At 36.8% G+C, this 26,785-nt stretch carries 27 protein-coding genes and 1 pseudogene; 15 read left to right on the top strand and 13 right to left on the bottom strand.

Annotated elements, in window-relative coordinates:
• Positions 1-299 precede the first annotated feature (299 nt).
• The 7 genes and pseudogenes from ACPF63_RS09485 to ACPF63_RS09455 all read left to right on the top strand — a co-directional run bounded on the left by ACPF63_RS09485 (position 300) and on the right by ACPF63_RS09455 (position 6,109).
• Positions 300-896: a Crp/Fnr family transcriptional regulator gene (locus ACPF63_RS09485; protein WP_077417484.1), complete on the top strand. Its 597-nt coding sequence runs from the start codon at positions 300-302 to the stop codon at positions 894-896.
• A gap of 56 nt (positions 897-952) precedes the next feature.
• Positions 953-1,567, top strand: a complete 615-nt coding sequence (locus ACPF63_RS09480; RefSeq protein ID WP_426482820.1) for a Crp/Fnr family transcriptional regulator — start codon at positions 953-955, stop codon at positions 1,565-1,567.
• Between the two features lie 369 nt (positions 1,568-1,936).
• Positions 1,937-2,524: pseudogene (locus ACPF63_RS09475) on the top strand (ferritin-like domain-containing protein).
• A 48-nt stretch (positions 2,525-2,572) separates the two neighbouring features.
• Positions 2,573-2,890 carry a hypothetical protein gene (locus ACPF63_RS09470; RefSeq protein WP_426482819.1) on the top strand — a complete coding sequence of 106 codons (318 nt, stop codon included), beginning with the start codon at positions 2,573-2,575 and terminating at the stop codon, positions 2,888-2,890.
• A 14-nt stretch (positions 2,891-2,904) separates the two neighbouring features.
• Positions 2,905-3,282 carry a hypothetical protein gene (locus ACPF63_RS09465; RefSeq protein WP_077417479.1) on the top strand — a complete coding sequence of 126 codons (378 nt, stop codon included), beginning with the start codon at positions 2,905-2,907 and terminating at the stop codon, positions 3,280-3,282.
• Positions 3,283-3,336: 54 nt separating this feature from the next.
• Positions 3,337-5,475, top strand: coding sequence for a catalase (locus ACPF63_RS09460; RefSeq protein ID WP_426482818.1), 2,139 nt, complete (start codon positions 3,337-3,339; stop codon positions 5,473-5,475).
• A gap of 133 nt (positions 5,476-5,608) precedes the next feature.
• Positions 5,609-6,109 carry a CinA family protein gene (locus tag ACPF63_RS09455; protein ID WP_426482817.1) on the top strand — a complete coding sequence of 167 codons (501 nt, stop codon included), beginning with the start codon at positions 5,609-5,611 and terminating at the stop codon, positions 6,107-6,109.
• A 78-nt stretch (positions 6,110-6,187) separates the two neighbouring features.
• Here ACPF63_RS09455 and ACPF63_RS09450 read toward each other — a convergent pair whose 3' ends face one another.
• Positions 6,188-6,976: an AraC family transcriptional regulator gene (locus ACPF63_RS09450; RefSeq protein ID WP_426482816.1), complete on the bottom strand. Its 789-nt coding sequence runs from the start codon at positions 6,974-6,976 to the stop codon at positions 6,188-6,190.
• A gap of 128 nt (positions 6,977-7,104) precedes the next feature.
• On the opposite strand from ACPF63_RS09450, the gene ACPF63_RS09445 reads away from it, so the two are divergent.
• The gene (locus tag ACPF63_RS09445; RefSeq protein WP_426482815.1) at positions 7,105-8,241 is read left to right on the top strand and encodes an Atu1372/SO_1960 family protein; all 1,137 of its coding nucleotides are present in this window, start codon (positions 7,105-7,107) and stop codon (positions 8,239-8,241) included.
• Between the two features lie 65 nt (positions 8,242-8,306).
• Here the strand turns inward: ACPF63_RS09445 and ACPF63_RS09440 are convergent, their stop codons facing one another.
• Positions 8,307-9,737, bottom strand: a complete 1,431-nt coding sequence (locus tag ACPF63_RS09440) for a PLP-dependent aminotransferase family protein (protein ID WP_426482814.1) — start codon at positions 9,735-9,737, stop codon at positions 8,307-8,309.
• 101 nt (positions 9,738-9,838) lie between these two features.
• Between ACPF63_RS09440 and ACPF63_RS09435 the strand changes: the two genes are divergently transcribed.
• The 3 genes from ACPF63_RS09435 to ACPF63_RS09425 are packed head-to-tail and all read left to right on the top strand — an operon-like array spanning position 9,839 to position 11,454.
• Positions 9,839-10,294: a cupin domain-containing protein gene (locus tag ACPF63_RS09435; RefSeq protein ID WP_034698222.1), complete on the top strand. Its 456-nt coding sequence runs from the start codon at positions 9,839-9,841 to the stop codon at positions 10,292-10,294.
• 32 nt (positions 10,295-10,326) lie between these two features.
• Entirely contained in the window at positions 10,327-11,211 is an 885-nt protein-coding gene (locus ACPF63_RS09430) for a dihydrodipicolinate synthase family protein (RefSeq protein WP_426482813.1), read from the top strand.
• Between the two features lie 9 nt (positions 11,212-11,220).
• A complete protein-coding gene (locus ACPF63_RS09425; protein WP_426482812.1) occupies positions 11,221-11,454 on the top strand; it encodes a thioredoxin family protein in 234 nt (77 codons plus the stop codon).
• A gap of 226 nt (positions 11,455-11,680) precedes the next feature.
• On the opposite strand, the gene ACPF63_RS09420 is transcribed toward ACPF63_RS09425, so the two are convergent.
• Positions 11,681-12,187, bottom strand: a complete 507-nt coding sequence (locus ACPF63_RS09420) for a pyridoxamine 5'-phosphate oxidase family protein (protein WP_426482811.1) — start codon at positions 12,185-12,187, stop codon at positions 11,681-11,683.
• 240 nt (positions 12,188-12,427) lie between these two features.
• Here ACPF63_RS09420 and ACPF63_RS09415 point away from each other — a divergent pair, with 240 nt between their 5' ends.
• Both ACPF63_RS09415 and ACPF63_RS09410 read left to right on the top strand, forming a co-directional pair.
• Positions 12,428-13,225: a helix-turn-helix domain-containing protein gene (locus ACPF63_RS09415; protein WP_180563725.1), complete on the top strand. Its 798-nt coding sequence runs from the start codon at positions 12,428-12,430 to the stop codon at positions 13,223-13,225.
• A gap of 65 nt (positions 13,226-13,290) precedes the next feature.
• A complete protein-coding gene (locus tag ACPF63_RS09410) occupies positions 13,291-14,244 on the top strand; it encodes a nitrilase family protein (RefSeq protein WP_426482810.1) in 954 nt (317 codons plus the stop codon).
• Positions 14,245-14,293: 49 nt separating this feature from the next.
• Here the strand turns inward: ACPF63_RS09410 and ACPF63_RS09405 are convergent, their stop codons facing one another.
• The 4 genes from ACPF63_RS09405 to ACPF63_RS09390 all read right to left on the bottom strand — a co-directional run bounded on the left by ACPF63_RS09405 (position 14,294) and on the right by ACPF63_RS09390 (position 16,071).
• A complete protein-coding gene (locus ACPF63_RS09405) occupies positions 14,294-14,650 on the bottom strand; it encodes a rhodanese-like domain-containing protein (RefSeq protein ID WP_077417458.1) in 357 nt (118 codons plus the stop codon).
• Positions 14,647-14,949: a DUF3817 domain-containing protein gene (locus tag ACPF63_RS09400; RefSeq protein ID WP_426482809.1), complete on the bottom strand. Its 303-nt coding sequence runs from the start codon at positions 14,947-14,949 to the stop codon at positions 14,647-14,649. The genes ACPF63_RS09405 and ACPF63_RS09400 overlap by 4 nt, the downstream gene beginning before the upstream one ends.
• 2 nt (positions 14,950-14,951) lie before the next feature.
• Positions 14,952-15,410, bottom strand: a complete 459-nt coding sequence (locus tag ACPF63_RS09395) for a hypothetical protein (protein WP_077417454.1) — start codon at positions 15,408-15,410, stop codon at positions 14,952-14,954.
• Between the two features lie 70 nt (positions 15,411-15,480).
• Positions 15,481-16,071, bottom strand: a complete 591-nt coding sequence (locus ACPF63_RS09390) for a TetR/AcrR family transcriptional regulator (protein WP_426482808.1) — start codon at positions 16,069-16,071, stop codon at positions 15,481-15,483.
• A 150-nt stretch (positions 16,072-16,221) separates the two neighbouring features.
• On the opposite strand from ACPF63_RS09390, the gene ACPF63_RS09385 reads away from it, so the two are divergent.
• Entirely contained in the window at positions 16,222-17,439 is a 1,218-nt protein-coding gene (locus tag ACPF63_RS09385; protein ID WP_426482807.1) for an MFS transporter, read from the top strand.
• A 119-nt stretch (positions 17,440-17,558) separates the two neighbouring features.
• Here ACPF63_RS09385 and pdeM read toward each other — a convergent pair whose 3' ends face one another.
• From pdeM to ACPF63_RS09355, 6 genes are all read right to left on the bottom strand, one after another.
• Positions 17,559-18,203 carry a ligase-associated DNA damage response endonuclease PdeM gene (pdeM, locus tag ACPF63_RS09380; RefSeq protein WP_077417448.1) on the bottom strand — a complete coding sequence of 215 codons (645 nt, stop codon included), beginning with the start codon at positions 18,201-18,203 and terminating at the stop codon, positions 17,559-17,561.
• 49 nt (positions 18,204-18,252) lie between these two features.
• A complete protein-coding gene (locus tag ACPF63_RS09375) occupies positions 18,253-18,855 on the bottom strand; it encodes a 2,3-bisphosphoglycerate-dependent phosphoglycerate mutase (RefSeq protein WP_077417446.1) in 603 nt (200 codons plus the stop codon).
• Positions 18,856-18,976: 121 nt separating this feature from the next.
• Positions 18,977-21,382: a ligase-associated DNA damage response DEXH box helicase gene (locus ACPF63_RS09370; protein WP_426483209.1), complete on the bottom strand. Its 2,406-nt coding sequence runs from the start codon at positions 21,380-21,382 to the stop codon at positions 18,977-18,979.
• Positions 21,383-21,615: 233 nt separating this feature from the next.
• Positions 21,616-23,196 carry an ATP-dependent DNA ligase gene (locus ACPF63_RS09365; protein ID WP_426482806.1) on the bottom strand — a complete coding sequence of 527 codons (1,581 nt, stop codon included), beginning with the start codon at positions 23,194-23,196 and terminating at the stop codon, positions 21,616-21,618.
• Positions 23,193-24,215 (bottom strand): ligase-associated DNA damage response exonuclease, encoded by a 1,023-nt coding sequence (locus ACPF63_RS09360; RefSeq protein WP_426482805.1) that lies wholly within the window; start codon positions 24,213-24,215, stop codon positions 23,193-23,195. Before ACPF63_RS09360 ends, ACPF63_RS09365 begins: the two co-directional genes overlap by 4 nt.
• Before the next feature lie 130 nt (positions 24,216-24,345).
• Complete coding sequence (locus ACPF63_RS09355; protein WP_426482804.1) at positions 24,346-25,794, bottom strand: S41 family peptidase; 1,449 nt, start codon at positions 25,792-25,794, stop codon at positions 24,346-24,348.
• 198 nt (positions 25,795-25,992) lie between these two features.
• Between ACPF63_RS09355 and ACPF63_RS09350 the strand changes: the two genes are divergently transcribed.
• Positions 25,993-26,784 (top strand): SDR family oxidoreductase, encoded by a 792-nt coding sequence (locus ACPF63_RS09350; protein ID WP_180563732.1) that lies wholly within the window; start codon positions 25,993-25,995, stop codon positions 26,782-26,784.
• Position 26,785 lies beyond the last annotated feature (1 nt).

Raw genomic sequence — 26,785 nt, 5'->3', positions numbered from 1 at the left:
ACTCCATATAGAAAGCCCCGTTTCATACAGAAACCGGGCTTTTGCTTTAATAATCAAAGCGTTGTGTTGAATTGCAGTGTTTTTTGATTGCAAAATATTGTGTATAAAGCTGATTTTTTGATGAGTTTAGATCAATAAGCTTAAAATTGATTGAAATTAATGATTTATTTAACTTTATTTAACATTATAGCCAATAATTAAGGTGCGGTTTTTGCATGCAGTTAGAAATCGATTGCCAATACTATTTTTACTGAGACTAAGAGGATAGGAAGAAGAAAACAATTCCAAAAAAGGCTATTATGGTTATCGACGAAAATATTTTGATTTCAGCGGGAGCAGAAACGAGACATTATACCCCTTCAGAAACTATTTTCCGTGAAGGGGACATTAGTAATTACTATTACCAGATTATTAAAGGAGAGGTAAAACTCAATAATTATAATGAGGAAGGGAGAGAATTTATTCAAAATATTTTATCTGACGGAGAAAGTTGTGGAGAATCTATACTTTTTATAGAAAAACCTTATCCTATGAATGCTGAAGCCATTACAGAATGTACTGTTTTAAGGCTTCATAAAACTCTTTTTTTTAATTTACTGAACCAATCTCCGGAATTATACATGGAAGTAAGTAACTTCCTTTCCGAACGACTTTATTATAAATTTGTCATGATGCAGAATCTCTCGTCTCAAAATCCTTCTATACGGCTGAGGGGATTAATGGATTATCTTAAAAGTTCTCAAAAGGATCTGACTCCTTATTCTTTTTTGGTTCCGTTAACGAGACAGCAGATGGCAAGCCTTACAGGTCTGTGTGTGGAAACGGCTATAAGAACCATCAAACATATGGAAAGAGATAAAATTGTGAGAATTGAAAATCGTAAAATTTTATACTAATCTAATTTAAAGCATATTATTTGTAAATTTTTTTTTATTTAAAAGCTAGTGAAGTTATGAAGACAATAAGCTGCATGAATATTGATGAAAATCTTCTGTACTCTTTTGGAGCAGAAGACAAAGGCTATAAAAAACAGGAATCAGTTTTTAGAGAGGAGGATCATGCATTATATTATTTTCAGATTGGTGAAGGAAAAGTAAAATTGAATAATTATAATGAAAACGGAAAAGAATTCATTCATAATATTCTGGGCAAAAAACAGAGCTTTGGAGAAGCAATGCTTTTTCTCAATCAGGATTATCCAATCAATGCTATATGTCTTGATGATTCCCGAATAATAAGACTTCCCAAAAATAATTTCTTTGAAATGATCAGGCAGCATCCGGATCTTTCTCTGGAAATGAATGCCTGCCTTTCACAGGAAATTTTTTATAAATTAAAAATGATGCAGAGCCTGGCATCGCAAAATCCTATGCAGAGGCTGAAAGGCTTATTGGATTATCTTAAAAGCTATCATGATGAAGACTGTCACCAGTGTTTCCATATTGCATTTACACGTCAGCAGATTGCCAATCTTACAGGCCTGCGTGTGGAAACAGTGATCAGAACTTTAAAAAAAATGGAAAAAGAAGGGAGCATCACTTTAAAAGACCGCAAAATTTTATATTAATATTCGATTAACATGACTCAGGTCATAAAAAAGTGAATTATTCTGACGTATATTTGGTAAAGAATTATTCGATACCATTCCTAAGACCTCAATAAAGGCACGCAAAAAGCATTTGCTTTTATCATCATTTTAAAATTACCGAGACTCAATTGTTTCCGTCTAATATTAGTCACGGGCTGCAATACACATCACTAAATAGTAATAGTAAAAATTCAGTTATGAACACTAGAAATTCAAGAAAATCGTAGTTCAAAAGGCCAGACATCCTACAGATTCGGAGGCAGACATAATTCATAATTCTTTTTCCGGGATTGCCTTTTTAGACCTATATAAAGAGGTAATCCCATTAATACAAACATCATTTACACCATGCCCAATAAAATATTAGAAACCAATAGTTCAGTTTCTGCCACCCAGAAAAGAACTGCAGATAAGACGACTGTCAACAAGGATGAAATGAAAAATGCCCCGCTTCACAAATTCTTTGTAAGTGCCCTGAAAGATATTTATTATGCTGAAAATGCCATTCTTGAAGCATTGGAAAAAATGCCGGAAGCCGCTACCACCGCAGAACTGAAGGATGCCTTTGAAGATCACCATCTTCAGACCCAAAAGCATGTAAAACGTCTGGAAAAAGTTTTTAAACTTATTGATGAAAAGCCCGAAAAAAAGGAATGCAAGGCTATAAAAGGAATCATTGAAGAAGGTGAATAAGTCATCAAATCTACAGAAGACGGCTCTGCAACAAGAGATGCTGCATTAATTATTGCTGCACAAAAAGTAGAACATTACGAAATTGCAACGTATGGCGGACTTGTACAGCTTGCAATTACCATGGGACATGATAAAGCCGCCAATCTCCTTGAAAGAACACTTCAGGAAGAAGAAAACACCGATTCGCATCTTACAGATATTGCGGAAACATCCATCAATTTTGATGCAGAACAGGAAGATTAAAAGTATACAATAAGCCATGTAGCTTGTTCTATATAGCTTGTTTCAACCATGAAATCAAAATATATGGATGGCCAGAAAATAATAAAAACGCTGAGACGCAAAGATTTTATAAAAATTACCCACACAGGAACATGTTTTGGGGATGGAGCAGCAATCTATGCCAAAGAAATAAAAGAAAATATATTTCTTTTATTCATTATCCTGAAAGATATTGATATTGAAAGTATACAGGCATTAATTGCTCATTTTGACTGCTTCAACAGTATCGGATTAAAAGAGCCGGAACAGATCATGTTTTATCTGTCTATCAAAGATAAAAATGACCTCCATTATTTTGAGCAATATTTAAAAGCTTCTCATAACTAATACCTTTTTTGAATATGATATTTGAAAACGATACTTTACAACATTCAGGGCTGAATGATAAAAATAATGCGCTGGAGAATGAGTCTTTATTTCCGCTTATTATCAATTCTTACGGAGTGACAGCTTTTCTGATCAAATCATTGGAAAAGATTAAAAACAATGCTCAGTGTGAGGTTCTGAAAAGAGTAATAGATGCTTATATGGAAGAATATATCCTTCATATCCGTGAGTTTCATACCAAAAACAGCATGGAAAGCACTGATATGGATGATGAAATAAGATTTGAATCCCCGGATTTCACTTTGTATGCTAAAACAGCCTACTATAAAGTACTGAAGGAGGAAGAATATATCAACAGGCTTCTTGAAATTCTGGAAAAAAAGGCAGATTAATTCTGCAGAATATTTCCTTATCTCACTGCTTTGAACACCAACCACAAAAAGATTATGAATATGGAAACCAACAAACACAACAAAAAAGCAGAACAGCTGGATGTACATAGTACTTCCAATGAAAATGAAAAACTGACCACCAATCAGGGTTTAAAGATTAATAATAATCAGGATTCTTTAAAAGCCGGAGAACGCGGTCCTTCATTACTGGAAGATTTTATTCTGAGAGAGAAGATTACCCACTTTGATCACGAAAGGATTCCCGAAAGAGTAGTGCATGCAAGAGGTTCCGGTGCCCATGGCGTTTTTAAACTTAACAAAAGCCTTGCAGCCTATACCAAAGCAAAATTTTTAACAGAACTGGGAAAAGAAACACCTGTTTTTGTAAGATTTTCAACTGTAGCAGGAAGTAAAGGGAGTACAGATCTCGCAAGAGATGCAAGAGGTTTTGCGGTAAAATTCTATACTGATGAAGGAAATTATGATTTGGTGGCCAATAATATACCTGTGTTTTTTATTCAGGATGCTATGAAATTTCCGGACCTTGTACACGCTGTAAAACCGGAACCAGATAATGAAATTCCGCAGGCCGCTTCGGCACATGATACATTTTGGGATTTTATTTCACTCATGCCTGAAAGTATGCACATGATTATGTGGGTGATGAGCGACAGAGCTATTCCGAGAAGTCTGAGAATGATGGAAGGCTTCGGGGTACATTCTTTCAAATTCATTAATGAGGAAGGAAAAGTACATTTTGTGAAATTTCATTTTAAACCAAAATTGGGAGTACACTCTGTAGCCTGGAACGAAGCTCAGATTATTTCAGGAGTAGATTCTGATTTTCACAAAAGAGACCTTTGGGAAGCCATTGAAAACGGTGATTATCCTGAATGGGATTTTGGTGTACAGCTGATTCCTGAAGAAGACGAGCACAAATTTGATTTTGATCTTCTTGATCCTACCAAACTGGTTCCTGAAGAAGAAGTTCCCGTAGAAATGGTAGGAACATTAACCCTGAACAAAAATCCGGATAATTTCTTTGCAGAAACGGAACAGGTAGCTTTTCATCCCGGACATATCATTCCCGGAATAGATTTTACGAATGATCCGCTGCTGCAGGGAAGACTATTTTCATATACTGATACTCAGCTGTCAAGACTGGGATCACCCAATTTCCATGAAATCCCGATTAACAGGTCTATCAATACCGTTTATAATAATCAAAGGGACGGACACATGAGACAGCAGATTGTCAAAGGAAAAACGAGCTATGAACCCAATTCCATAGGCGGTGGATGTCCTTTCCAGGCGATGATATCTGAGGGAGGTTTTGCTTCCCAGCAGGAAAGAGTTTCCGGGGTAAAGATCAGGGAAAGAAGCAAAAGCTTTGTAGATCATTATTCACAGGCTAAACTATTCTACAACAGCCAGTCGACACCGGAAAAAACTCACCTTCAGAATGCATTGATCTTTGAATTGTCTAAAGTGAATCGTCCTGAAATTAGAGAAAGAATGGTAGGGCAGCTGGCTTTTATTGATATGTCTTTGGCCTGGAGGGTTGCAGAAAAATTAGGGGTAGAAGTCAAAAAATTAGAATGGCCTAACCAAAGTCTGCCTGCAGACAGTAATATTATAGAACTTCAGAGCGAAGAAAGAGACCCTAATACAAAGATTTCTGATGCCTTAAGCATGAAACATACCGTTAAAAATACCATTAAAACCAGAAAAATAGGATTCATCCTGGCCAACGGTGCTGATGGAGGAGCTGTCAGCGATCTTAAGGCAAAACTTGAAGCAGAAGGTGCAAAAGTTGAATTGATTGCGCCAAGTCTTGCTCATATAAAAACCAATGACGGCACAGACCTGACCCCGAAACATTCTCTGACCAATACAGCCAGTGTTTGTTTTGATGCACTTTATATCTGTTCAGGTGCGGATTCGGTAAAAGAACTGATGATTTCAGAAAATAAACACCATGTACTCCATTTTATCAATGAAGCTTACAGACATTGTAAGGCAATTTATTTCGGTACAAATACACAGGCTCTTTATCATCATTCCAATGTATCAGCCAGACAACATGATGATCCTGGAATCATTACATGGGAAGATGGAAATCCTGCAGATAAATTTATCAATGCTATTGCCCAACACAGAGTATGGGATCTTGAAATGGAGAGAAATTCTTAAGTATTAAAATACCTTTCACACCATATTAATATTTGGGTTTTGAAAGCTGCTGTTTTATTCATTCAGCAGCTTTTTGAACCTCTCTTTTTCATCTTCTTAAAATAATTTTAAACCTCATTCAAAATATAATATTATGAAATTTCAACAAAATCTTCTTGAATATATAAGCCAGTCATTCATGACCATTGACGAGACCATTTCCGTTGCAGAAAGTGTTACTTCAGGATGTTTACAGCTGGCTTTCTCACAGATGCCTAATGCTTCTATGTTCTATAAAGGAGGCATGACAACCTATTCTTTACCGGAAAAAGTAAGACTGTTAAAAGTCAACAGACAGGAAGCTGAAGAATGTGACTGTGTTTCAGAAAATGTTGCAGAGACCATGGCATTAAACGTTGCAAGGCTCTACGAATCGGATTGGTCTATTGCCACAACCGGCTACTGTACACCGAACCGGAGTTCCGGCTATAAAATTTTTGCATATTTCTCATTTTCCTATAAAGGGGAGATCATTCTGACTAAAAAGCTTGAACTTCACCCAAAAACACAAGCCCTGAATGCCCAGCTGTATTATACGGAATTTATATTGGGATGCTTTAAAAGTGAACTCAACAGGCTTTTAATCTTAAAATAAATGCTATCAGGTCTGAAGAATACACTTTTTGCAGCAATGGCCAACCTTTAAAGTGACAATACCTCATACTGAAACTCATTAGTTTTTATTGATTTTTGGCTTTACCTGCATAATGGCAAAGTAGGATGATGTGAAGGCGGAGAGACTTTGATAGCCTACTTTATAAGCAACTTCACTTAAAGTATATTGTCTGGTATCTATCAGCTCTATGCTTTTTAAAATTCTTGTCAGCTGCAGGTATTTTTGCAGGGTAATTCCGGTTTCATTTTTAAAAATCCGCTGAAGGCTCCTCACAGACATTTGTGCTTTTTCAGCTAATGAATCAATATCCAGGTTATATTTAAAATGAACATTGATATCATTGCATACAGGAATCAATCTGGTATCCGTAGGAACAGGGATCTCCAGTCCGCTGCTTTCTTTGCAGAAGTTGGGAAGACTTTTTAAAATAGCTTTGAAAAATAGGTCCTGTTCTTCATTTTCATCCAATGACTGGTTCCATTTTGAAGCATACAAAAGCATTTCTTTTAGAACAGGAGGAACGGCAAATACCTGCACATTCTGATAAAATTCATCTTCAAAAACAGACTTGAACAGAAAAACCATCAGGTTCACCGTTTGTGCTTCAGAAGTTATTTTGTGGGCTTTTTCTGACGGAATCCAGATGACATGATGCTGCGGGACAAGATAAATCTTCCTGTCGATATGGAAATATTGGTAACCTTCTTCCACAAATGTAAGCTGGGCACGGTTATGCTGATGTTCATAGTCATCATGTTTCCAGTTTTTTTCACACCATACATAAGCTTCTTTTTCGATGGAATCTACAAACTGGCTTTCTGTTTTTTCAATCAGTCCACATTTCATATTGTCGTTTTGTATGTATATTTTGGCAAATTTAATAAAAACGACAATAGTAATTTTGTATAATCAAGATAACAGACATTAAAAAAGAATTGTCGCAACAAAAAATATTAACTTATATCTTATTCTGAATGAAAAAATTATGTCTTTTTTTTATTTTAATTTTATTATCTAATATCACCAACATCATGGCACAAAATAAAGCTAAAATACTTGTTCTTATCCATTCTGATAATGGCGGAACCTATGAACTGGCCAAAGAGATTGCCAAAGGCATTGAAAGCGAAAATAATGCAGTTCCTTATATCAAATTAGTCAAAGCTTCCCAACATCCCAATCTGAAAAATCTGCCTGTAGCAGCGGTAGATGAACTGACAAACTACGATGGAATTGCTTTTGGTTCACCGGTTTATTTCGGGAATATCAGTACAGGAATGAGTGAATTTTTATCTAAAACCGTTCAGCTTTGGACCAATCACGCTTTGGAAGGAGTTCCGGCTACTGTTTTTATGTCAGCGGGGAGCGGAGCAGGAAAGGAGCTTGCACTTCAGGCATTCTGGAACAGTCTTGCTGTCCACGGAATGGTATTGGTGTCTAACGGAATTCGTGGAACAGAAGAGCTAAACAAAGCTATTCCACAGGGAAATACAGTTTTAGGAGTGACAAGTATGGCTTCTTTAAAAGATGTGGAGAGACCTACCAAAGGAGAACGGAATATTGCTGAGCTTCAAGGGAAAAACTTTGCAAAAATAGCATTAGCTCTGAAAGATACCCGCCCGAAAAAAAGCGCGCCTATCGCTGAAACTCATCAGGACTTTAATGAAATACTGAGACAAAAAAATATTATACTTCCACAGGTTCCTAAACCCGCAGGAAACTATCAGCCGTTTGTCCGTTCCGGAAATCTGGTATTTATTAATCAGGTTGCTTTGAAAGATGGAAAAATTCTCAATCCGGGAAAATTGGGCATTGAAGTGAATGAACAACAGGTAAAAGAAGCTACAAAGGTGACTATGCTGAACGTTATTTCCGTATTGAAAGAAGCTGTGGGAGGAGATTTGAGCAGAGTAAAGCAATGTGTGCAGCTTACAGGAATTTTTAATACAAAAGACGATTATACAAAACATGCAGATTTGATGAATATTGCTTCTGATCTTGCCGTTGAAGTTTTCGGAGACAAAGGAAAACATGCCAGAGCGACTTTTGGAGCATCTTCAATTCCGGTGAATTCTTCGGTTGAAATTCAGGCGGTCTTTGAAGTAGAATAGATTTCAAAAAATAAAATCTGTGATTAAATTCTAATCACAGATTTTGTCGTTATGCTCTGTAAAGATTAAAAAAACTTAGCAAAAACCTCTGAAATAAGAGGAATGCTTTGCTCCAGCTGCTCTTCAGAAAGCGCTCCGTAGCTTAACCTGAATCCGTTCACATGGTTCTGGCTGTATTGTTTCGGGTGAATGATCTTAATATTCTTTTCCAATAACTGAGCGGTTACAGCATCCCAATCCAGTTTAACTTTTGGAGTGATCCAGAAAGCAAGACCGCCTTCAGGCAATGTAAAGTCTGCAATGCCTTTCATATGTTTGATCAGCAGTTCAAATACAAAATCTCTTTTATTTTTATAATGGATGGTTGCTTTTTTGATGTGTTTTTTTACAGCCCCTTCTTTGATCAGCTGCAGAACAGCCTGTTCCATGATTACATCTCCATGAACATCGATAATCTTTCTCAAATCACCAATTCTTTGTAATAGTTTCTGGTTTTTTGTTGCCAGATAACCGATCCTTAAAGCGGGTGCAACAACCTTGCTTAAAGTTCCGATGTATACATAATGCTGAAGTTCCGGAAAACTTGAAATCGGCAGGATAGGGCGGTAACCGAAATGAAATTCATTGTCATAATCATCTTCAATGATTGTGATATTATATTGGTTTGATAATTCAATAAGTCTCAATCTTCTTGACAAACTTAGGGTAACTATTGTAGGATATTGTCTGTGGGGAGTAATATATATCGCTTTTATGTTCTGATGTTCTGTCAAAAGCTTTTCAATAGCTTCAATATTGATTCCTTCTTTATCCACAGGTACAGGCAAAAGCTGAGCTCCTGCATATTTAAAAGCCTGCCATGCGGGCTGATAACCCGGATCTTCCACAATAACGTTATCACCGGAGTTTAAAAGAGTCTGAGCGGTCAGAAACATACCCATCTGGCTTCCTCTTGTAATGGAAATTTCATTTTCATGAATGTGCATTCCACGCTGATGATTCAGCATCTGAGAGATCATTTTACGGAATTCCGTGTCACCATGCTCGTTTCCATATCCCATCATCTGCCACTTGGCTTTAATGCTGAAAATCTGTCTGTAAGCCCTTGCCAGCTCCGTTACCGGCGCAATTTTACTGTCCGGATGGCCATCATCAAAGTTGATTAACATTCCTCCGGAAATAATCTGCTGATTCAAAGAACCATGTGTGTTAGCTGCATTTTTCTCATGCAAAGGAGGAAGGCTTTCAGAAACAAAAATTCCTTTCCGCTCTTTGGAAACTACCCATTCTTCATTAATCAGAACCTGATAAGCTTCTACCACAGTATTTCTGTTAATTTTTAGAGTCTGAGCAAGATTTCGGCTTCCGGGAAGTGCATCTCCGGCTTTTAATCTTCCTGAACGGATATCGCTAATGATTGTATCTGCAATCTGTAGATAAACGGCTTTAGCAAGCTTTTTATCAATTTCTAATTCTAATTTCCAAGGTCGAAGCATCTGGACTATCTATTTATGTAAAAACTGAATCATTTGAATAGGCCAAATATAAAATAATTTTGTCATGCAATAAAGCACAAAACCATAATAATTTAAAAATCATGGATAAGAAACAATTCAGTTCTAAAGATTTTCACGAAACTTTTGCAAGACCAAAGTATGTAAAACCAAGTCATTTGATTCATAAAAATGTAGAAAATGCAGGAGAGCACAATCAGTTTTCAACAGAAAGGAAACACCCGGTTTTCTTTGTAGATCTTCCAAGTAAGAATGTAAGTATGACGATTGGCGGACTCACTCCCGGACAGCAAACCAACAGACACCGTCATACTTATGAAACCGTATTATTTGTGATCGAAGGGAAAGGCTGGACAGAAGTAGAAGATGAAAGGGTGCATTGGGAAGCTGGAGATGCCGTATATATTCCTTCATGGGCATGGCACAAGCATCAGAATCTTAGCGACACAGAACCAGCCAAATATATTGCCTGCGAAAATGCTCCTCAGCTGCAGAATCTGGGTGTTGCGTTGAGAGAAGAAGAAGGCAGAGACCTTTAATATCAGGATTTTAAATTTTAAATCAGAAAAACATGAAAAATGTTCCATTTAAAGGGATTATTGCCTATCCCATAACACCTTTTGATGAAAATGAAAAAGTAAATATTCCTCTTTTCAAACATCTGGTAGAAAGACTGGTTACTTCCGGAAGTCACGGAATTGCTCCATTGGGGAGTACAGGGGTAATGCCTTACTTATCTGATGAAGAAAAAGAAGAAGTAACGGAAGCTACTTTACAGCAGGTAAAAGGAAGAATTCCGACGCTGGTGGGAGTTTCCAATCTTACAACGGAAAAAACAATTCACCATGCTCAGTTTGCAGAAAAAGCAGGCGCTGATGCGGTGATGATTATCCCAATGAGTTACTGGAAACTTACAGATGATGAGATTGTAACTCATTATGACGCGGTAGCCCGTAAAATTTCTATTCCGATTATGGCCTATAACAATCCTGCAACGAGTGGAGTAGACATGTCACCAGCCTTATTGAAAAGACTCCTTGAAATTCCTAATGTAACAATGATTAAGGAAAGTACAGGAGATATTCAAAGGATGCACTTTTTAAGAAGAGAATTGGGAGACGAAGTGGCATTCTATAACGGTTCTAATCCTTTGGCACTGGCCGCCTTTTGTGCCGGAGCAAGAGGTTGGTGTACCGCTGCACCGAATCTTATCCCAGAGCTTACTATCAGTCTTTACAACGCCGTTGAGGAAGGGAATCTTGAAAAAGCAAAAACTATTTTCTACCAGCAGTTTGACCTTTTAAAATTTATTGTCAATAAAGGATTGCCAAGAGCTGTAAAATCAGGGCTTACGATTCTGGGGGAAGGCGGCGGAAATTTGAGAAGTCCTTTAAAACCTCTTCAGGAAAAAGAGACTGAAGAATTAAAAAATATTATTAAAACCCTTGTTAATTAATACAATCTTATGAAAAAATCCATTTTTTATCATGCAGGATGTCCTGTATGTATCAGTGCAGAACATGATATTATCAACCTTATAGGTTTGGAAAATATTGAAATTATCCATTTAGGAAATGACAGAAATAAAATTGAAGAAGCTGAAAAGGCAGGCGTAAAATCTGTACCAGCTTTAGTCACACCTAACGGTAACATTCTTCATATTAATTTTGGAGCATCTATGGAAGATGTGAAAAAATAGAATATTAATCTTGTTGTATAAACGAGGCTGTTTCAAAACTGTCATTCTGAACGAAATGAAATGTAGTGAAGAATCTCGTGTATTTAGTTATCAATGAGATTCTTCCTTTGTCAGAATGACAAAAGCCAATTATTTGACTTTCTGAAACAGCCTCGTTTTTTGTTTTCTTCCTAATTACATTTATGTGTAAAATCTTTGAGAGAATTTATTGCCCATTCAGAACTTTCTAAATGGTTGCATTTCCCTCTACACCGTCAGAATTGTTCGTTTTATGCCCTGTGATTGCAGAAGCAACAAAGCTGAAGAGACTGACCAGTTTTCCTGCTTTAGTGTCCCAATAGTAAGTTTCCTTAGGTTCTACACGGATAATGGTAACATTGGGATCGTCTTTTCCATCGAACCAGGCTTTCGCTAAAGGAGACCATTTTTCTTCTATGGTCGCCTTATCCTTGTAAACAGAAGCTTCTCCGTACACGGAAAGATATTGGGAATCACTGTTATTCATAAAAAACAACTGTACTCTTCGGTCTTCTTTGATTTCAAAATTCTTGTTACTGGTTCCACTGCTTATAAACCAGAGATTTCCATTGTCATCCGTTTCCTGAAGAGTCATAGGTCTTGAGTTCACAGGAACGGTTTCCAATTCTGTACAGAACATACATATTTTTGAACTTTCTGAAAGTTCCTTGATTTTTTTGATCGCCTCAAGATGGCTGAGATTCTTTGTTGACATAATATAATATTTTAAGTGATTGATGTAGACTAAATCATTCAAATACCTGACCAAAAGACAATAAAATGTGGTACATGGAATGGATTTCTTTTCAAAAACTTATGAGTATTTGTTGGAAATCGCAAAGACGCAAGGATAATTTTTTTATGGTATAAGACGCAAGGATTTTAATATTTGGAGAGAATTTGAATATTAAAAGAGTTTCTTTTTCTGCCCATAAGTTTTATGTACATTTGATGAATGCAGATTTCGCCTCCTAAACATTTGACTCCTTTTATCAGGCATTATATCTTTTTGGAAAATTCTGAAAAGGATATAAGGAGTTTAAGGCTGTTTACGGATGGCAGTTCCGGGCTTATTCTATCCGGAGATATGAATCTGTATTCCGGTGTTTCAGAAGATCGGATGCCGCTTTCTTTTTTTTATGGAACTTTAAATGGGTATAAAGATTTCTCTTCAAAAGGAAAATTTTCGCTGATTGCCATTGTATTTCAGCCCTATTTTTTAAATATCCTTTTAAAAACTTCTGCCAAAGAGATTAGAGATCAGATTGTCTCTGCTGAAGATGTCTTAAAGGATAAACTGGAAATATTTCAGGAAAAACTTTTTAAGAAAACAAATCCCTTGACCGTTATCAATGATCTTAATGTTTTTTTTACTGAATTTTTATCCGAAACAATAAACACGGATCATCATATTATAGCGGCCACACAGCAATATATTCTTCAAAATAAAGGCGTTGTATCATCCAAAGAATTAGAAAAATTCACAGGATATTCTGAACGTCATCTGGAAAGGAAATTTGAATTTCATATGGGAATATCTCCTAAAAAATATGGAAATATTATCCGTCTTCATTACTTTTTAAGCCTTGTTAATAAAAGTGTTGATGATAAAAATATGACGATGCTTTCCTATGAAGCAGGTTATTCCGATCAGTCCCATCTTATCAGGGAATTTAAAAACAATATCGGGCTTACTCCCAAACAGTATTTGAAAACAGAAAATAAAATGGCTGTCAATTTCATTGAACTATAAATAAGCTTGTCGGTTTTATACAATTTTTTAGAGGCTGAGCTATCTAGTTTTGCTTAAAAAAATCAATGAATATTAAAATTTCAACCGCACAATTTGAAAATAGAAGTGGTGATAAGGCTTATAATCTGTCTGTCATAGAAAAACTGGCCAGCCAGGCCGCTTCCCAGGGATCTCATGTCATTGCTTTTCATGAATGTTCCATTACAGGGTATACTTTTGCACGGAAACTTTCCAGAGAGCAGCTCCTTGATATTGCAGAACGTATTCCGGAAGGGGAGAGTATTCAAAAACTGCAGGATATTGCCGCTCAGAATGACATCACCATATTAGCCGGACTGTTTGAAAAAGATGAGCATGATCATCTTTTTAAAGCGTATGTATGTGTTGATAAAACAGGGCTGAAGGCTAAGTACAGAAAATTACATCCTTTTATCAATCCCCATCTTACACCCGGCAATGAGTATTGTATATTTGATATCATGGGCTGGAAGTGTGGTATTCTCATCTGCTATGATAACAATATCATTGAAAATGTAAGAGCGACAAGGCTTCTTGGTGCCGAAATTATTTTTATGCCCCATGTTACCATGTGTACTCCTTCCACTAGGCCGGGAGCTGGTTTTGTTGATCCTCAGCTTTGGGAGAACAGGGAAGCAGATCCTATCTCTTTGCGTTTAGAATTTGATGGTATGAAGGGGAGAGATTGGCTGATGAAATGGCTTCCGGCAAGAGCCTATGATAACGGCGCTTATATTGTTTTTTCAAATCCTGTCGGTATGGATGATGACCAGCTGAAAAACGGATGTTCTATGATTATAGATCCCTTCGGAGATATTATTGCAGAATGTCATTCGTGGGAAGACAGCTTTGAATTGGCTGTCATTACTCCCGAAAAGCTTACTCAGGCAGGAGGGTACAGGTATATTAAAGCCCGAAGACCTGAATTATATAGAGATATCATAGGGCAGAAGCACTCATCTGAGCAAAAAGTTATATGGCTGGATGATAAAACGGTTTAAAAATATAAACCCTCCCGCGACAAAGTTCAAGGAGGGTTTATTTATTCATTTATGGATTGATTGTTTTTTGGAGATCACTCCAGGCACCGCCGTTATAAATATGTTTAAAGCCTCTTTCTTTCAGGATATTTTCTGCTTTTACACTTCGAAGTCCATGGGAACATACTGTAATGTATGTTTTTTCAGGATTCAATTCTATATACCGCTCTCTGATTGTTCCTAATGAAATATTGACAGAACCTTCTATGTGTCCCGTTTCGTATTCTTTTTCAGTTCTTACATCAAGAATGACTGCTCCTTTTTTGATCAGTTCAGGCAATCCGTTATCTAAGGTCTGAAACTGATAAATCCTATACACAATATACAGTATAAAAGCTATTCCACAGAATATAAGCACACTTTTCATAGTTTGCTCAGGATTTTTTTGTCAATATAGAATGTTCCAAAAGGAATAAAACAGGCAAGAATTACTTTCCATGTTATTTCTTTAAATTTCCAGCTTTGTTCTACGCCGACACTCAGCGTATTGAACAGAAAAAGCAGGAATAATGTTCCATGAACGGGGCCTATTAATCGTACAAATAATGGGTTCCCCATCCAGTATTTCATAGGAACGGCTATGCATACTAAAGTTAGCAGTGAAATGCCTTCCAGAATCGCCAGAATTCTTAGCCGGCCGATTTTTGTTTTGAATAAATCCATCATAATTATCTGAAATAAGGTCTGTTTGCTAAAGGAGAAAAAGGCCACGGAACAGCAATGAAAATAATGATCAGTGCTATAGAAAACCAGATGCCCATGGTTTTAAATTTGTCTTTGTCTGAAGGTTTTCTTTTGGCTAAAGCGGAACCGATAGTGATCATCACAACGGCTGTAATCATCAATGAAATATGAATCAACCCGAAAAACAGGTGTTCAAAAGATTCTTTGGCTTCATTAAAATTTTTCCAAAAATATTGGACCACAGGACTTTTGAAATAGAATATCATTCCGATAATTAATTGTACATGAGCTATCGTAGCCGTCCAGTGTCTCACAGCGTTATCAGTTCCGGTAAATTTCCTGTCGGAGGAATATCCTTTATAAGAGCGGAAGATTGCATACATCAGGCTTATTAAAACCAGCCAGCGGGTCTGAGAATGTAAAAAAGTTAAGGTTTGATACATTGTTTATTTTTTTGAACAGAGCAAAGGTATAACAAAAACATACTAATTAGTATGTTTTTAATCAAAAAAATTATTGAAGGGTTTTAAAATACGATTTAAGTCCTTTTAAGTAAACAAGATAAACCTCTTTAGAATTTTCAACTTTTCCGAGATTTCTGACACCCCAATAACCGGAAATGACAAAAATGCTTACTTCTCTTGCACTTACTTCTTGTTTGATTATTCCCGTTTCTTTACCTTTTTCTATACTTTCTGCGAAAGCATTTTCCCATTCTTTTGAAAGTTCGTGCAAAGCTTGAGTAAAGGCGGTGTGCCATGGCGCCATTTGCTGTACAAAATTAGAAGTAGGACAGCCATATTCAACTTTTAAAAAGTCAGTTTCCATCAGAAGGTTGTAGATGATCTCATAAATATTATCCAATGGATTTTTATTATTCTGAAGAGATTCAATAAAGTTGCGTCTGAAATTGGGTTTCATCAGTTCATTGATAATAGCCAGTCCCATTTCATCTTTGGTTTTAAAATGATAATAAAAGGCCCCCTTCGTCACCTGAGTTGTTGCAATAATCTCATCGATGCTTGTCGTCTGGAAACCTTTCACATAGATCAATTCGAACGCTTTCTGGAGAATAGTAAGGCGGGTGGCTTCTGATTTCTTCATTAAAAATAACTGATTATCCTACAAAGGAACAAATTTTAAATGTAAAATAAAACTATCATTATTATGATACATTGATACAATTTAAATAATTTTTATAATACAATTATTCGTCGGAAATTTGCCTTGTCAATATCAACAAAATACAAGACAATGAATTATCAAAAAGAAATACAGATCAATACTGCAACACAGGCTGCTAAAAAAGGTCTCCCTGCAGCTTTATGGGCATTAACGATAAGTGCCTTCGGAATAGGAACTACGGAATTTGTAATTGTAGGTCTGCTTCCAACAGTAGCTTCAGATTTAGGGATTACGATTCCTTCAGCAGGACTGTTGGTAAGTCTTTATGCGATAGGAGTGGCTATTGGGGCTCCGGTATTAACAGCATTAACGGGGAAAATTCCACGCAAGACACTTTTGGTTTCCATCATGCTGTTGTTTGTTATCGGAAACGGTCTGGCATCTATTGCCCCCGGCTTTATTACTTTAGTGCTGGCAAGAATCCTCACGGGATTTGCTCATGGGGTTTATTTTTCCATTGGCTCTACCATTGCAGCCTCATTAGTTCCTGAGGAGAAACGAGCAACTGCCATTTCCATTATGTTTGCCGGGCTTACACTCGCCATTGTAACAGGAGTTCCGCTAGGAACTTTCATAGGACAGCATTTTGGTTGGAGAGCAACTTTCATTGGGGTTTCAATCCTTGGGATTATTGGATTAATTGCCAGTTTATTATTGGTTCCCAACAACCTGAAAAATGGAAAAACAGCTTCTTTAAAAAGTCAGTTTAAGGTATTGGGAAACAGACGTCTGATTTTTGCCTTTTTAATGACAGCTATGGGATACGGAGGAACATTTGTAGTTTTTACTTATCTGTCACCTATTTTACAGAAAATTACAGGGTTTCAGGAGTCAACCGTCACTTTTATCCTTTTGATTTATGGAATTGCCATTGCCCTGGGAAATCTTATTGGAGGAAAAATTGCAAATAAAAATCCTCTAAAAGCCCTTCTATGGATGTTTGCTGCCCAGGGATTGATATTGCTTGCATTTTATTTTACTGTAAGCAGTCCGGTATTAAGTATTATTACACTTTTCTTTTTAGGAGCATTATCATTTGCTTCCGTTCCCGGGCTTCAGCTATTAGTGGTACAGATTGCAGAGAAAGAACTTCCGGGAACTGAGGATGTAGCTTCAGGGATTAATATTGCCGCATTTAATATGGGTATTGCAATCGGATCTTATGCAGGGGGGATAATTGTGACCTCCTCTTTAGGTTTGGTAAGTACACCATGGATCGGAGCTTTATTTTTGGTGGTCACCGTATTGATTACTCTATACAGTATCCGTTTAAGCAAGAAAAATTAAAATTTTACTAATCATTTTATTTTAGTGAGCAATCCTTGACAAGGATTGATAAATGAAGAAGGTGGTGCTATAAAGGCAGGTTTTATCTGCCTTTATTCTGTTTATATTAAAAAGCTTTATCAAATTTCATAAATCTCAGCATCTGTAAACACAAAAAATGTACTTTTCTTAGGTAAATTTTTAGTATCCAATCCTGTAAATTCACTGAAAGCCGGAAGCAATAACTGATTGCTGCTGAGTGCAAAGCAGGGAAGCCTGATATTTTTTACAGCAGAATTCAGAACAATTCCGGGGTGAATATGTCCGGTAACCTGAAATCCGGATCTGGCCGTATCAAAATCGTGAATAAAGGTTATACCATCTACTTCCAGCCATTCGGATTTGTGATGAAAACATAATTTTTTCTCCAATGCTTCCGGGATTCGGTCATGGTTTCCTTCAATAAGATAAAATTGTAGATTGGGATATTGGTTTTTCCATGTACAGAATTCATCCACATCAGAATTGTCTCCTGCATGAAGCAGATCTCCAACTACAATAAATTTTTCAGGCTGAAAGAATTCAATCAGTGCTGATAATCTTTCCAGATCGCTTTTCATAATATGGTTGGCCAGTGCAATACCATTTTTTCGGAAATGCGCTGTTTTTCCGATGTGAAGATCAGAAAGGATAAGGGCTTTTTCCCTTTCCCGGAATACCGCACGCTGATTGGTCAGAATGAAAGTTTCATTTTGGACAGAAATGCTTTTGGTTGCTATAAACACGCTTTATAATTGAAAATTTAATGTTTAAAATTACGTTATATTAATTGAATCAGCTGACCTTCCGGCTTACACGAAACTTTTCATCAAAAACATAAGTCAGTGGAAAGCCTGTAGCTATTTCTCTTTCTAAAATTTCTTCAGGAGACAGATGTTCAAGGTACATGATCAGTGCGCGGAGACTATTTCCATGAGCGACAATCAATACATTTTCGCCCTTTTTTAACAATGGTCTTATCTGGCTTTCAAAATAGGGAATTACTCTGTTGTACGTATCTTTAAGACTTTCTCCGCCCGGCGGAACTACATCAAATGATCTGCGCCAGGTATGAACCTGTTCATCACCATATTTAAGAGCGGTTTCTGCTTTATTTAATCCTTCCAGATTTCCGTAAGAACGCTCATTGAGCGCTTTATCTTTAACGATCGGTATATTGGGGTTCCCTATTTCATTCAGGATGATGGATAAGGTATGCTGTGCTCTGATCAATGCAGAAGTGAAAGCAATATCTATTTTTTCTCCTTTTAAAGCAAGACCTGCTTTTTTTGCTTCTTCAATACCGGCTTCAGTTATATCGATATCTTTCCACCCTGTAAATCTGTTTTCCAGATTCCAGAGTGACTGTCCGTGGCGGACTAAGAACAATTTTTCCATTTTAAATTTTATTTAAACTTCTGAGAAGCTATACTCTAAGTTACGATGATTATTTAAACTTATCAAGAAAATTAACTTAGAATATTAGGCTAAGAATAAGATTAAATTCCACTTAATTTATTTACGAAATATCACTTATATTGGAGAGTTTCAGCATTCTTTTAATTCTTGCATCAAGTCCTTCACTGGAAAGTGTTTGTCTCAGACTGTCTACTTTGATCGGGAAACTGAGTGGAGTAAAGGAACGGGAATGTTTTAGAATAATTTCAGACTTTTCAATCCTTTTAAAAGCTTCTACAAGCCGCTGTTCCTGAAGCTGCATGTTAAAGACTTCCGTATAGGCCTGTTTTATTAAAAAATGATTGGAATCATGTTCTTCCAGTACTTTAAAAATAAGCCCGGCTGAACTCTGCAATGATTTGTTGGAGCGCTGCTGCCCGGCATAGTTTTGAATTACCATTCCTGAAATTACAGCAATATCTCTGAATTTTCTTCTCGCCATTTCAGCAGAATTGATACTTGCAATCACATCGTTCATCAAATTATCTCTGGTTAAAATCTGCTGCAGATTATCTTCATTAAGCGGTATTTCTTTATCACTGAACAGCTCGAATCCGTAATCATTCATTGCCATCGAAAAGGAAATAGGGGCCAGTTTTGAGATACGATAGGCAATCAGTGCGGCCATTACTTCATGTACCAGACGGCCTTCAAAAGGATACATAAACAAATGATATCCTTCACGGTTTTTAATCATTTCCACCAGGAATTCACCTTCTTTGGGGATATGAGAGTTCTTCTCCTGATTGATGAGCAATGGATGTAAAAATTTCAGTTCTTTTTCGGAAGCTTTCGGGTTTAAGGCATGGGAGAGCTTTTCTCTTAAAAAATGTCCCAGATTGGTACTTAAAGGCAATCTTCCACCAAGATAACTCGGAACCAGTGCTCTTCCTTTGGCTGCTCTTACATAAACGGTCATATCTTTGATCATTGCGACCTCCAGCGTGCGCCCGGCCAGAATAAATTTTTCCTCTTTTTTCAATTTTGAAATAAAATATTCTTCAATCATTCCGATATACCCTCCGGAAATAAATTTCACCTTCAGCATAGCATCACTTACAATCACCCTCATATTCATCCGGTGAAGCATAGCGATCTTTCTTGAAGTGACTTTATAAAGACCATCTTCCATAATGACAACCTTATGAAACTCTTCATAGCTTTTCAACACACTGCCGCCAATGGTAAGAAATTCAAGAATGCTTTTCCATTCTTCATCGAGTATTTCCTGGAAGGCATATACTTTTTTGATTCTTTCATAGAGTTCATCAGGATAAAAGCCATCGCCAACGGCAAGCGTCATCAGAAACTGAACCAAAACATCAAAACACAAGACCTGTGGTTCTCTGGGCTCAACTACTTTTTGTTTTACAGCTTCTTTTAAAGCAGAAACTTCAATCAGTTCCAAAGAATGAGTGGGAACACAATAGATTCTGGAGGTTTCAAAAGGGGAGTGCCCACTGCGTCCTGCTCTTTGAAGGAACCGCGCAACACCTTTGGCGGATCCTACCTGAATAACAGTATCCACAGGTTTAAAATCAATACCAAGATCCAGCGATGATGTGGAGACCACTGCTTTTAATTTGCCGGAACTTAGATTTTCTTCAATCCAGATTCTCAAATGGGCATCAATGGAACTGTGATGAATAGCGATCTGTCCTGCAAAATCAGGGTGAGCATCCAGCAAAAGCTGATACCACATTTCACTCTGGCTTCTGGTATTTGTAAATACAATGGTGGATTTTGATTCAAGAATAATCGGAACAACTTTATCTGCGAGTTTGTTTCCGAGGTGTCCTGCCCAGGGTAATATTTCGATTTCATCCGGAAAAACCGGGAGAATATCTATCTTTTTGTGCTCTTTGGCTGTGATTTTTGTCTTTTTGCTCTCATAAGGAATAAGAACTTCCATGGCTTCATCCAGATTTCCGATGGTCGCTGTAATCCCCCAGATTTTAATCTTGGGAACATATTTCCTAAGCTGGGAAATGGCGAGTTCCACCATAACCCCACGTTTTGAACCCAGTAATTCATGCCACTCATCCACAGCGACACATTTCATATCTCTGAAAAATGGTTCATTATTTTTCTGAGCGAGAAGCAAATGGAGGCTTTCCGGAGTTACAACCAGAATTTCGGGCATTTTCTTTATCTGCTGCTGTCGTACTTTCGGATCGGTATCTCCGTTTCTTACACCTACAGTCCAATCGAGTCCTATTTCATCAATAGCCTCCTGCATGGCTTTCGCAATATCTTTGGATAAAGACCGGAGTGGAGTAATCCAGATCATTTTCAAGCCTTTTTTATAGCTTTCAGGATGATTCAGGAAGTCTGAAACTAAGGCTAAAAAGACCGAAAAAGTTTTTCCGAAACCGGTAGGAGCTACGACCATTCCGCTGTAGCCGTTTCCAAATTTCTTCCAGGTTTCCAACTGGAATTTAAAAGGGGCAATACCTTTATCGGTCATCCATTGCTGAATGATCTTCAATCCGTCGGTATGTTCAAAAGCTGCCAATTTATATTTAGTTTAAATTTTTAACGCAAAAGGCGCTAAGATTTTATATGATATTTTTTTATTTTCGATCGCAAGGGCGTTTCACTTAGCAAAGTCCATATTTTAATATAGCTGAACGAAGTACCTTTACGAACGAAAAAATAGTACTAATAAGTCAAAAATCCTTGCGTCTTTGCGTTAAAATATTATTGTATTAATTTTTTAATTTCTTCAAGAGAGTCAATTTCATCCGCAGTTTTATCCTTTCGCCATCGTACAATTCTCGGAAATCTTAAAGCAACACCGCTTTTGTGGCGGTTGCTGAAACCTATTCCTTCAAAGGCAATTTCAAAGACCAGTTCTGCTTTTACAGTTCTGACAGGGCCAAATTTCTCAATGGCATTTTTGGTCACAAATCTGCTTACTTCCATAATTTCTTTATCAGTAAGTCCGGAATAAGCTTTGGCTATAGTAACCAGAGTATCTCCGTTTTTTACAGCAAAAGTATAATCTGTATAGTAGGCACTTCGTCTGCCGCTTCCTTTCTGGGCATAAATAAGCACTGCATCAATAGTAAACGGATTAATTTTCCATTTCCACCAGTCGCCTTTTTTCCGGCCGGAATGGTAGGGTGAGTTTTTTTGTTTTAACATCAATCCTTCACTGTTTACTTCTCTTGAATTTTCACGAAGAGAATCCAGTTCTTCCCATTTTTCAAAGTCAAGACTTTTGGAGATGCTGATGTTCTGAGGCACTTCATTTAATAATAATTCTTCGAGCAAAGCTCTTCTTACAGAGATGGGTTTTTCTCTCAGATCGTTATTTTCAAGTTCTAATAAATCGTAAGCAAAGACTTCTATAGGAATTTCCGACAGCATTTTTTTAGTTAAAGTTTTTCTGTTTAATCTTTTTTGCAATTCATTGAAATTTAAAACTTTACCTTGCTTTACCGCAAGTATTTCTCCATCTATTACAAAGTTGCCTTTCATGGCTTTCACCACTTCTGTGATCTCCGGAAATTGTTCTGTGATGAGCTCTTCTCCTCTGGACCAGATGAAGACTTCATCATTTCTACGGATAATCTGTCCGCGTATTCCGTCCCATTTGTATTCCACCAGCCATTCATCAGGATTTCCAAGTTCTTCAGTTTCCTTTTCCAAAGGGTAAGCAAGGCAGAAGGGATAAGGTTTTGAGTTGTCAGGGTTTACATTTTCAGCATCAATAAGCTCTTTAAAAGAGACTTCATCTGGCAGCCATTTTCCCATTAAGCTATGCATCAGTGCACTTGATTCCTGGCCGGAAAATTTTGTCAGAGCATTGATCAAGGTTTTATCTGATACCCCGATTCTGAAACTTCCACCAATTAATTTATTGAAAATCAGACGTTCAGTATAGTCCAAACCATTCCATGAATTCAACACAAATTCTTTTTTTCCTGTATCTGTTTTCCCTTTTAAACCGACAATATCATTCATCCATTCTGATAAGGTACGCTCTATATTTTCCTGCGGGGGTGGAAGAATCAATGATAAGGTTTCCCCAAGATCACCCACGGAAGAATAAGATTCCTGAAACAGCCAGTAAGGAAGTTTTGTAATTTCCAGAGCCCATTCTTTCATGTAATTGGTATTCACATTTCTCTTGGGTCTTTTCCCTGTAAACAAGGCGATAAACCATACTTTATCTTCATCAGGAGCACGTTCCAGATAATCAATGATGGCATCAATTTTAGCATTGGTCTTATTGGTCGTTTCCAAAGCGTTGATAAGGTCTGCAAAATGTCTCATGATTCGGGATTTTCTATGATTTCTTTTTCAGATTCTTCTTCGTCTTCTCCAAATAAAGTTTCCACAACATCTGCCCGGACTCCGATTTCATTCAGGTATTTTGAAAAAACTTCAGTCTGTCCGTGGGTAACATGTACGAGTTCGGCTTCCGTAGCCTTTACAGTCTGTAATAATCCCTTCCAGTCTGCATGGTCACTCATGGCAAAGCCTGCATCTGCACTCCGCCATCTTCTGGCACCGCGAACCTGCATCCAGCCGGAACATATTGCAGTAGCAGGATCAGGAATTTTTTTGATGATATTACTGTCAAGTAAAGCAGGAGGAACAATTACAATTTCATGTTCCATCTCTTTTGGACGTTCCCTGAAATCTGCTATGGTATAGTCCGGAAGGTCGATTCCTACTGTTTCAAAAGCTTCATTCAGTTTTCCGATAGAATAGTGGACGTATATTTTTCCAAGGTCTTCCACCGCCTTCATAATGCGCTGGGCCTTCCCTAAAGAATAGCCAATAAAGACAGATGTTTTATTATTTTCTTTATTCTTCAGTACCCAATTTTGTAGTTTTTTATTTAAGTCGGAAACTTCCAGCCAATTGTAAATGGGCAGCCCAAAAGTACTTTCTGTAACGAATTCGTTGCATTTTACCAACTCAAAAGGAGTGCTCAATCCATCATTCTGAACTTTGTAATCCCCTGAAATGACGGTCACATATCCTTTATATTCAAGTCTAATCTGTGCAGAACCTATAATGTGCCCAGCAGGATGTAAAGAAAGCTTTACGCCATTAATAGTCACAATCTCTCCATATTCCAGACTCTCGCATTCAATATCAGTTCCGATTCTTTGATGCAGAATAGGTTTCGTAAAATGATGGCAAAGGTATTTTTTCATTCCCCAACGGGCATGATCAGCGTGGCCATGGGTAATAACCGCCATATCTACGGGTCTCCACGGATCTATATAAAATTTTCCATGAGGACAGTAGATTCCTTTTTTTGTAAATGTGATTAATTTCAATGGTGTGACTGGTTTTATAGAACAAGCTTCAAAAACTTAACCAATTTACAATAAACAGTTAATTTTTTGATGATTGAATGTCTGAAAACAGATAAAAAAAGCTGTTTCAATCTGAAACAGCTTTTCTATATTATTTTTCGTTAAGTATATTGCTTACATGATCAATCCATTGATAATCAGGAATTGTTTTGTCTATGTAATAATCCGGTTGAATCCCTTTTCCGTCAATGGCCATATCCGGTATACGGAAGCTTTTAGAGAGTGAATATCCGAGTTTAAATTCATTACAGGGAGAGGGAAGGAAATACATATTGGAGATATCCAAAACCCCGGCAGTTGTAGTTCCAAAAAGTTTTACTTTTTTACTTTGTTTAGCTGCCAGCAAAAACTCTTCTGCGGTACTGCCATTCCTTTCATTGATGATAATTCCTACATTTTTTGGATACGGTGAAATTTTATCCATTTTATTGATTCCTACTATATTTCCATCATCCTGCAGGCTTACAAACTTGCCTAAATTCTGACTTAACTTGTCGTAGGCTTTCTTTAGATATTCTCTTTCTTCAGCCGGGATTCCATATTTCTGGTAATTCTCATAAAAGTCCAGCATTCTCTGGTTATTCAGCTTTGTAGAATAAAATTGTGTTCTTACGCTTCTGATAGGATTAGTGTAGAGATACGGAATAATTTTAGCAAAACTGTTGTCGCTTCCGCCGCCATTATTTCTGATATCAATGATCAGATTTTCTGTGCTTTCAATTTTAGATTGGTTAGCTGTGATCACGCTGTCTATATCTTTTTTCAAAGCTCCATTAAAGGAAGGAATTCTTAAAAGCAGGGTAGTTTTATTAATTTCTTTTAAAAAAGGCTTTTCTGCGCTGGCCGCTTCAAGATAAGTCTCAATATTTTCTTCTCTTTCAAATTTTGGAGAAAATCTTTTTAAGGTAAAATCATTGATTTCAAGATAATTCTTTCCAATAAATCGGACATTGGTTATTTCCTGTCCGGATTTGTCTCTTAAATAGTAAGTTCCTTTTGTTTTATCAGTAGTAAGGCTCAGTTTCAATTCATAAGGTTTCCAGTTTTCTGCTCCGGATTGGATAATAAAACCTTTATAAACATCTCCGATTTTTTTAATTCCTATAGTGTAAGGCTGAACTTCCCAGATACCTTCAATATCAGAATCCTTTTTAGATAAAATTTCTTTTTTAAATTTTTCAATATCTATTTTTACCGTTTCAGTTTTATTATTTTCGTATGTTACTGGCTGAGGCTTCTGATTATCTTTTTCGATCATTTTGATAGAAAAATGACCGGCTCTGAAGAATTTAAGCCATTCATAAATAGTCTGAGTGCATTCAGTATCAGATTTTGTATTTTTAATTTTATTCAGAAAAACATTATTATGAGCCTGGTAGGCAGGAAGTCCTTTTTTATCGATTACATATTGGTATCCGGCATCATTTTCCTCAAATGTTTTTTTTACCCACTGAAAATTGCTTTCACAAGTACAGTTTTGAGCAAAACTAAAAGAAGAAGTGGATAAAAAAATCAAAAAGAGTGTCTTAATTTTAAGCATACATGGTTTTTTAGTTTAATAGTTACAAATCTAACGATAAATATATTTTTTTATGATTTTTAAACACTATTTATTTAGCAAAACATTTTCCTTTTAGCTGGATTATCTGAACTTTTCAGCAATATAAAATTGAACGCTGCAACAACATTGAGCTTCATGAAATCTTAGAAATTTGTAACAACATTAAAAAAGAATACAATGAGTAAAACAATTTTAATTACAGGTGCAGCAAGCGGATTCGGAAAAATCGCAGCATTTGATTTAGCAAAAAAAGGACACAAGGTAATTGCTACTGCACAGGTTTACCCGCAAATGAGCGACCTTATAAGAGAGGCAAAAGAACAGGGAGTAGAAATTACAGTAGACAAACTGGATGTAACCAATCCTCGAGATATTGCTTATATTCATGGGAAATATGATATCGATATTTTAATCAGCAATGCAGGAATAATGGAGGGCGGGCCTATTGCCGAGCAGCCAATCGATTTAATCCGTTCAATGTTTGATGTAAACGTCTTTGGTGGGTTGGAACTGGCGCAAGGATTCATCAAAAAATGGATAGATCAAAAGAAACCGGGGAAAATCGTATTTACAACTTCTATGGGTGAACTATGGACTGTTCCTTATGTAGCTGCTTATTGTGCATCAAAGCATGCTATGGGATCCATAGCTGAAGGTTTAAGAACAGAATTGGCTCAGTTTAATATTAAAATTGCTACCTGTAATCCGGGTGTTTTTGGAACAGGGTTTAATGACCGTGGGGTAGATACTATTTCCCGTTGGTACAACCCTGAAACTAATTTTACACCACCTTCAGTTTTCGATGGTACTGCAGAATCATTAGCTCATCAGCTGGATCCACAGTCTATGGCAGAGGTGATTGTGAATGTAGCATTAGATGATGAAAGTCATTTTAGAAATGTACATCCAAAAGATACTGAAGATTTTGTAAAACAGCTTCAGGCAGATGCATGGACCGCAAAAAGCTAAT

Origin of the sequence: Chryseobacterium sp. R2ACT005 (genome assembly GCF_049949215.1) — a bacterium.
Lineage (GTDB): Bacteria > Bacteroidota > Bacteroidia > Flavobacteriales > Weeksellaceae > Chryseobacterium.
Note: the sequence above shows the minus strand (reverse complement) of the source record. Positions and strands in the feature narration are given on the sequence as shown.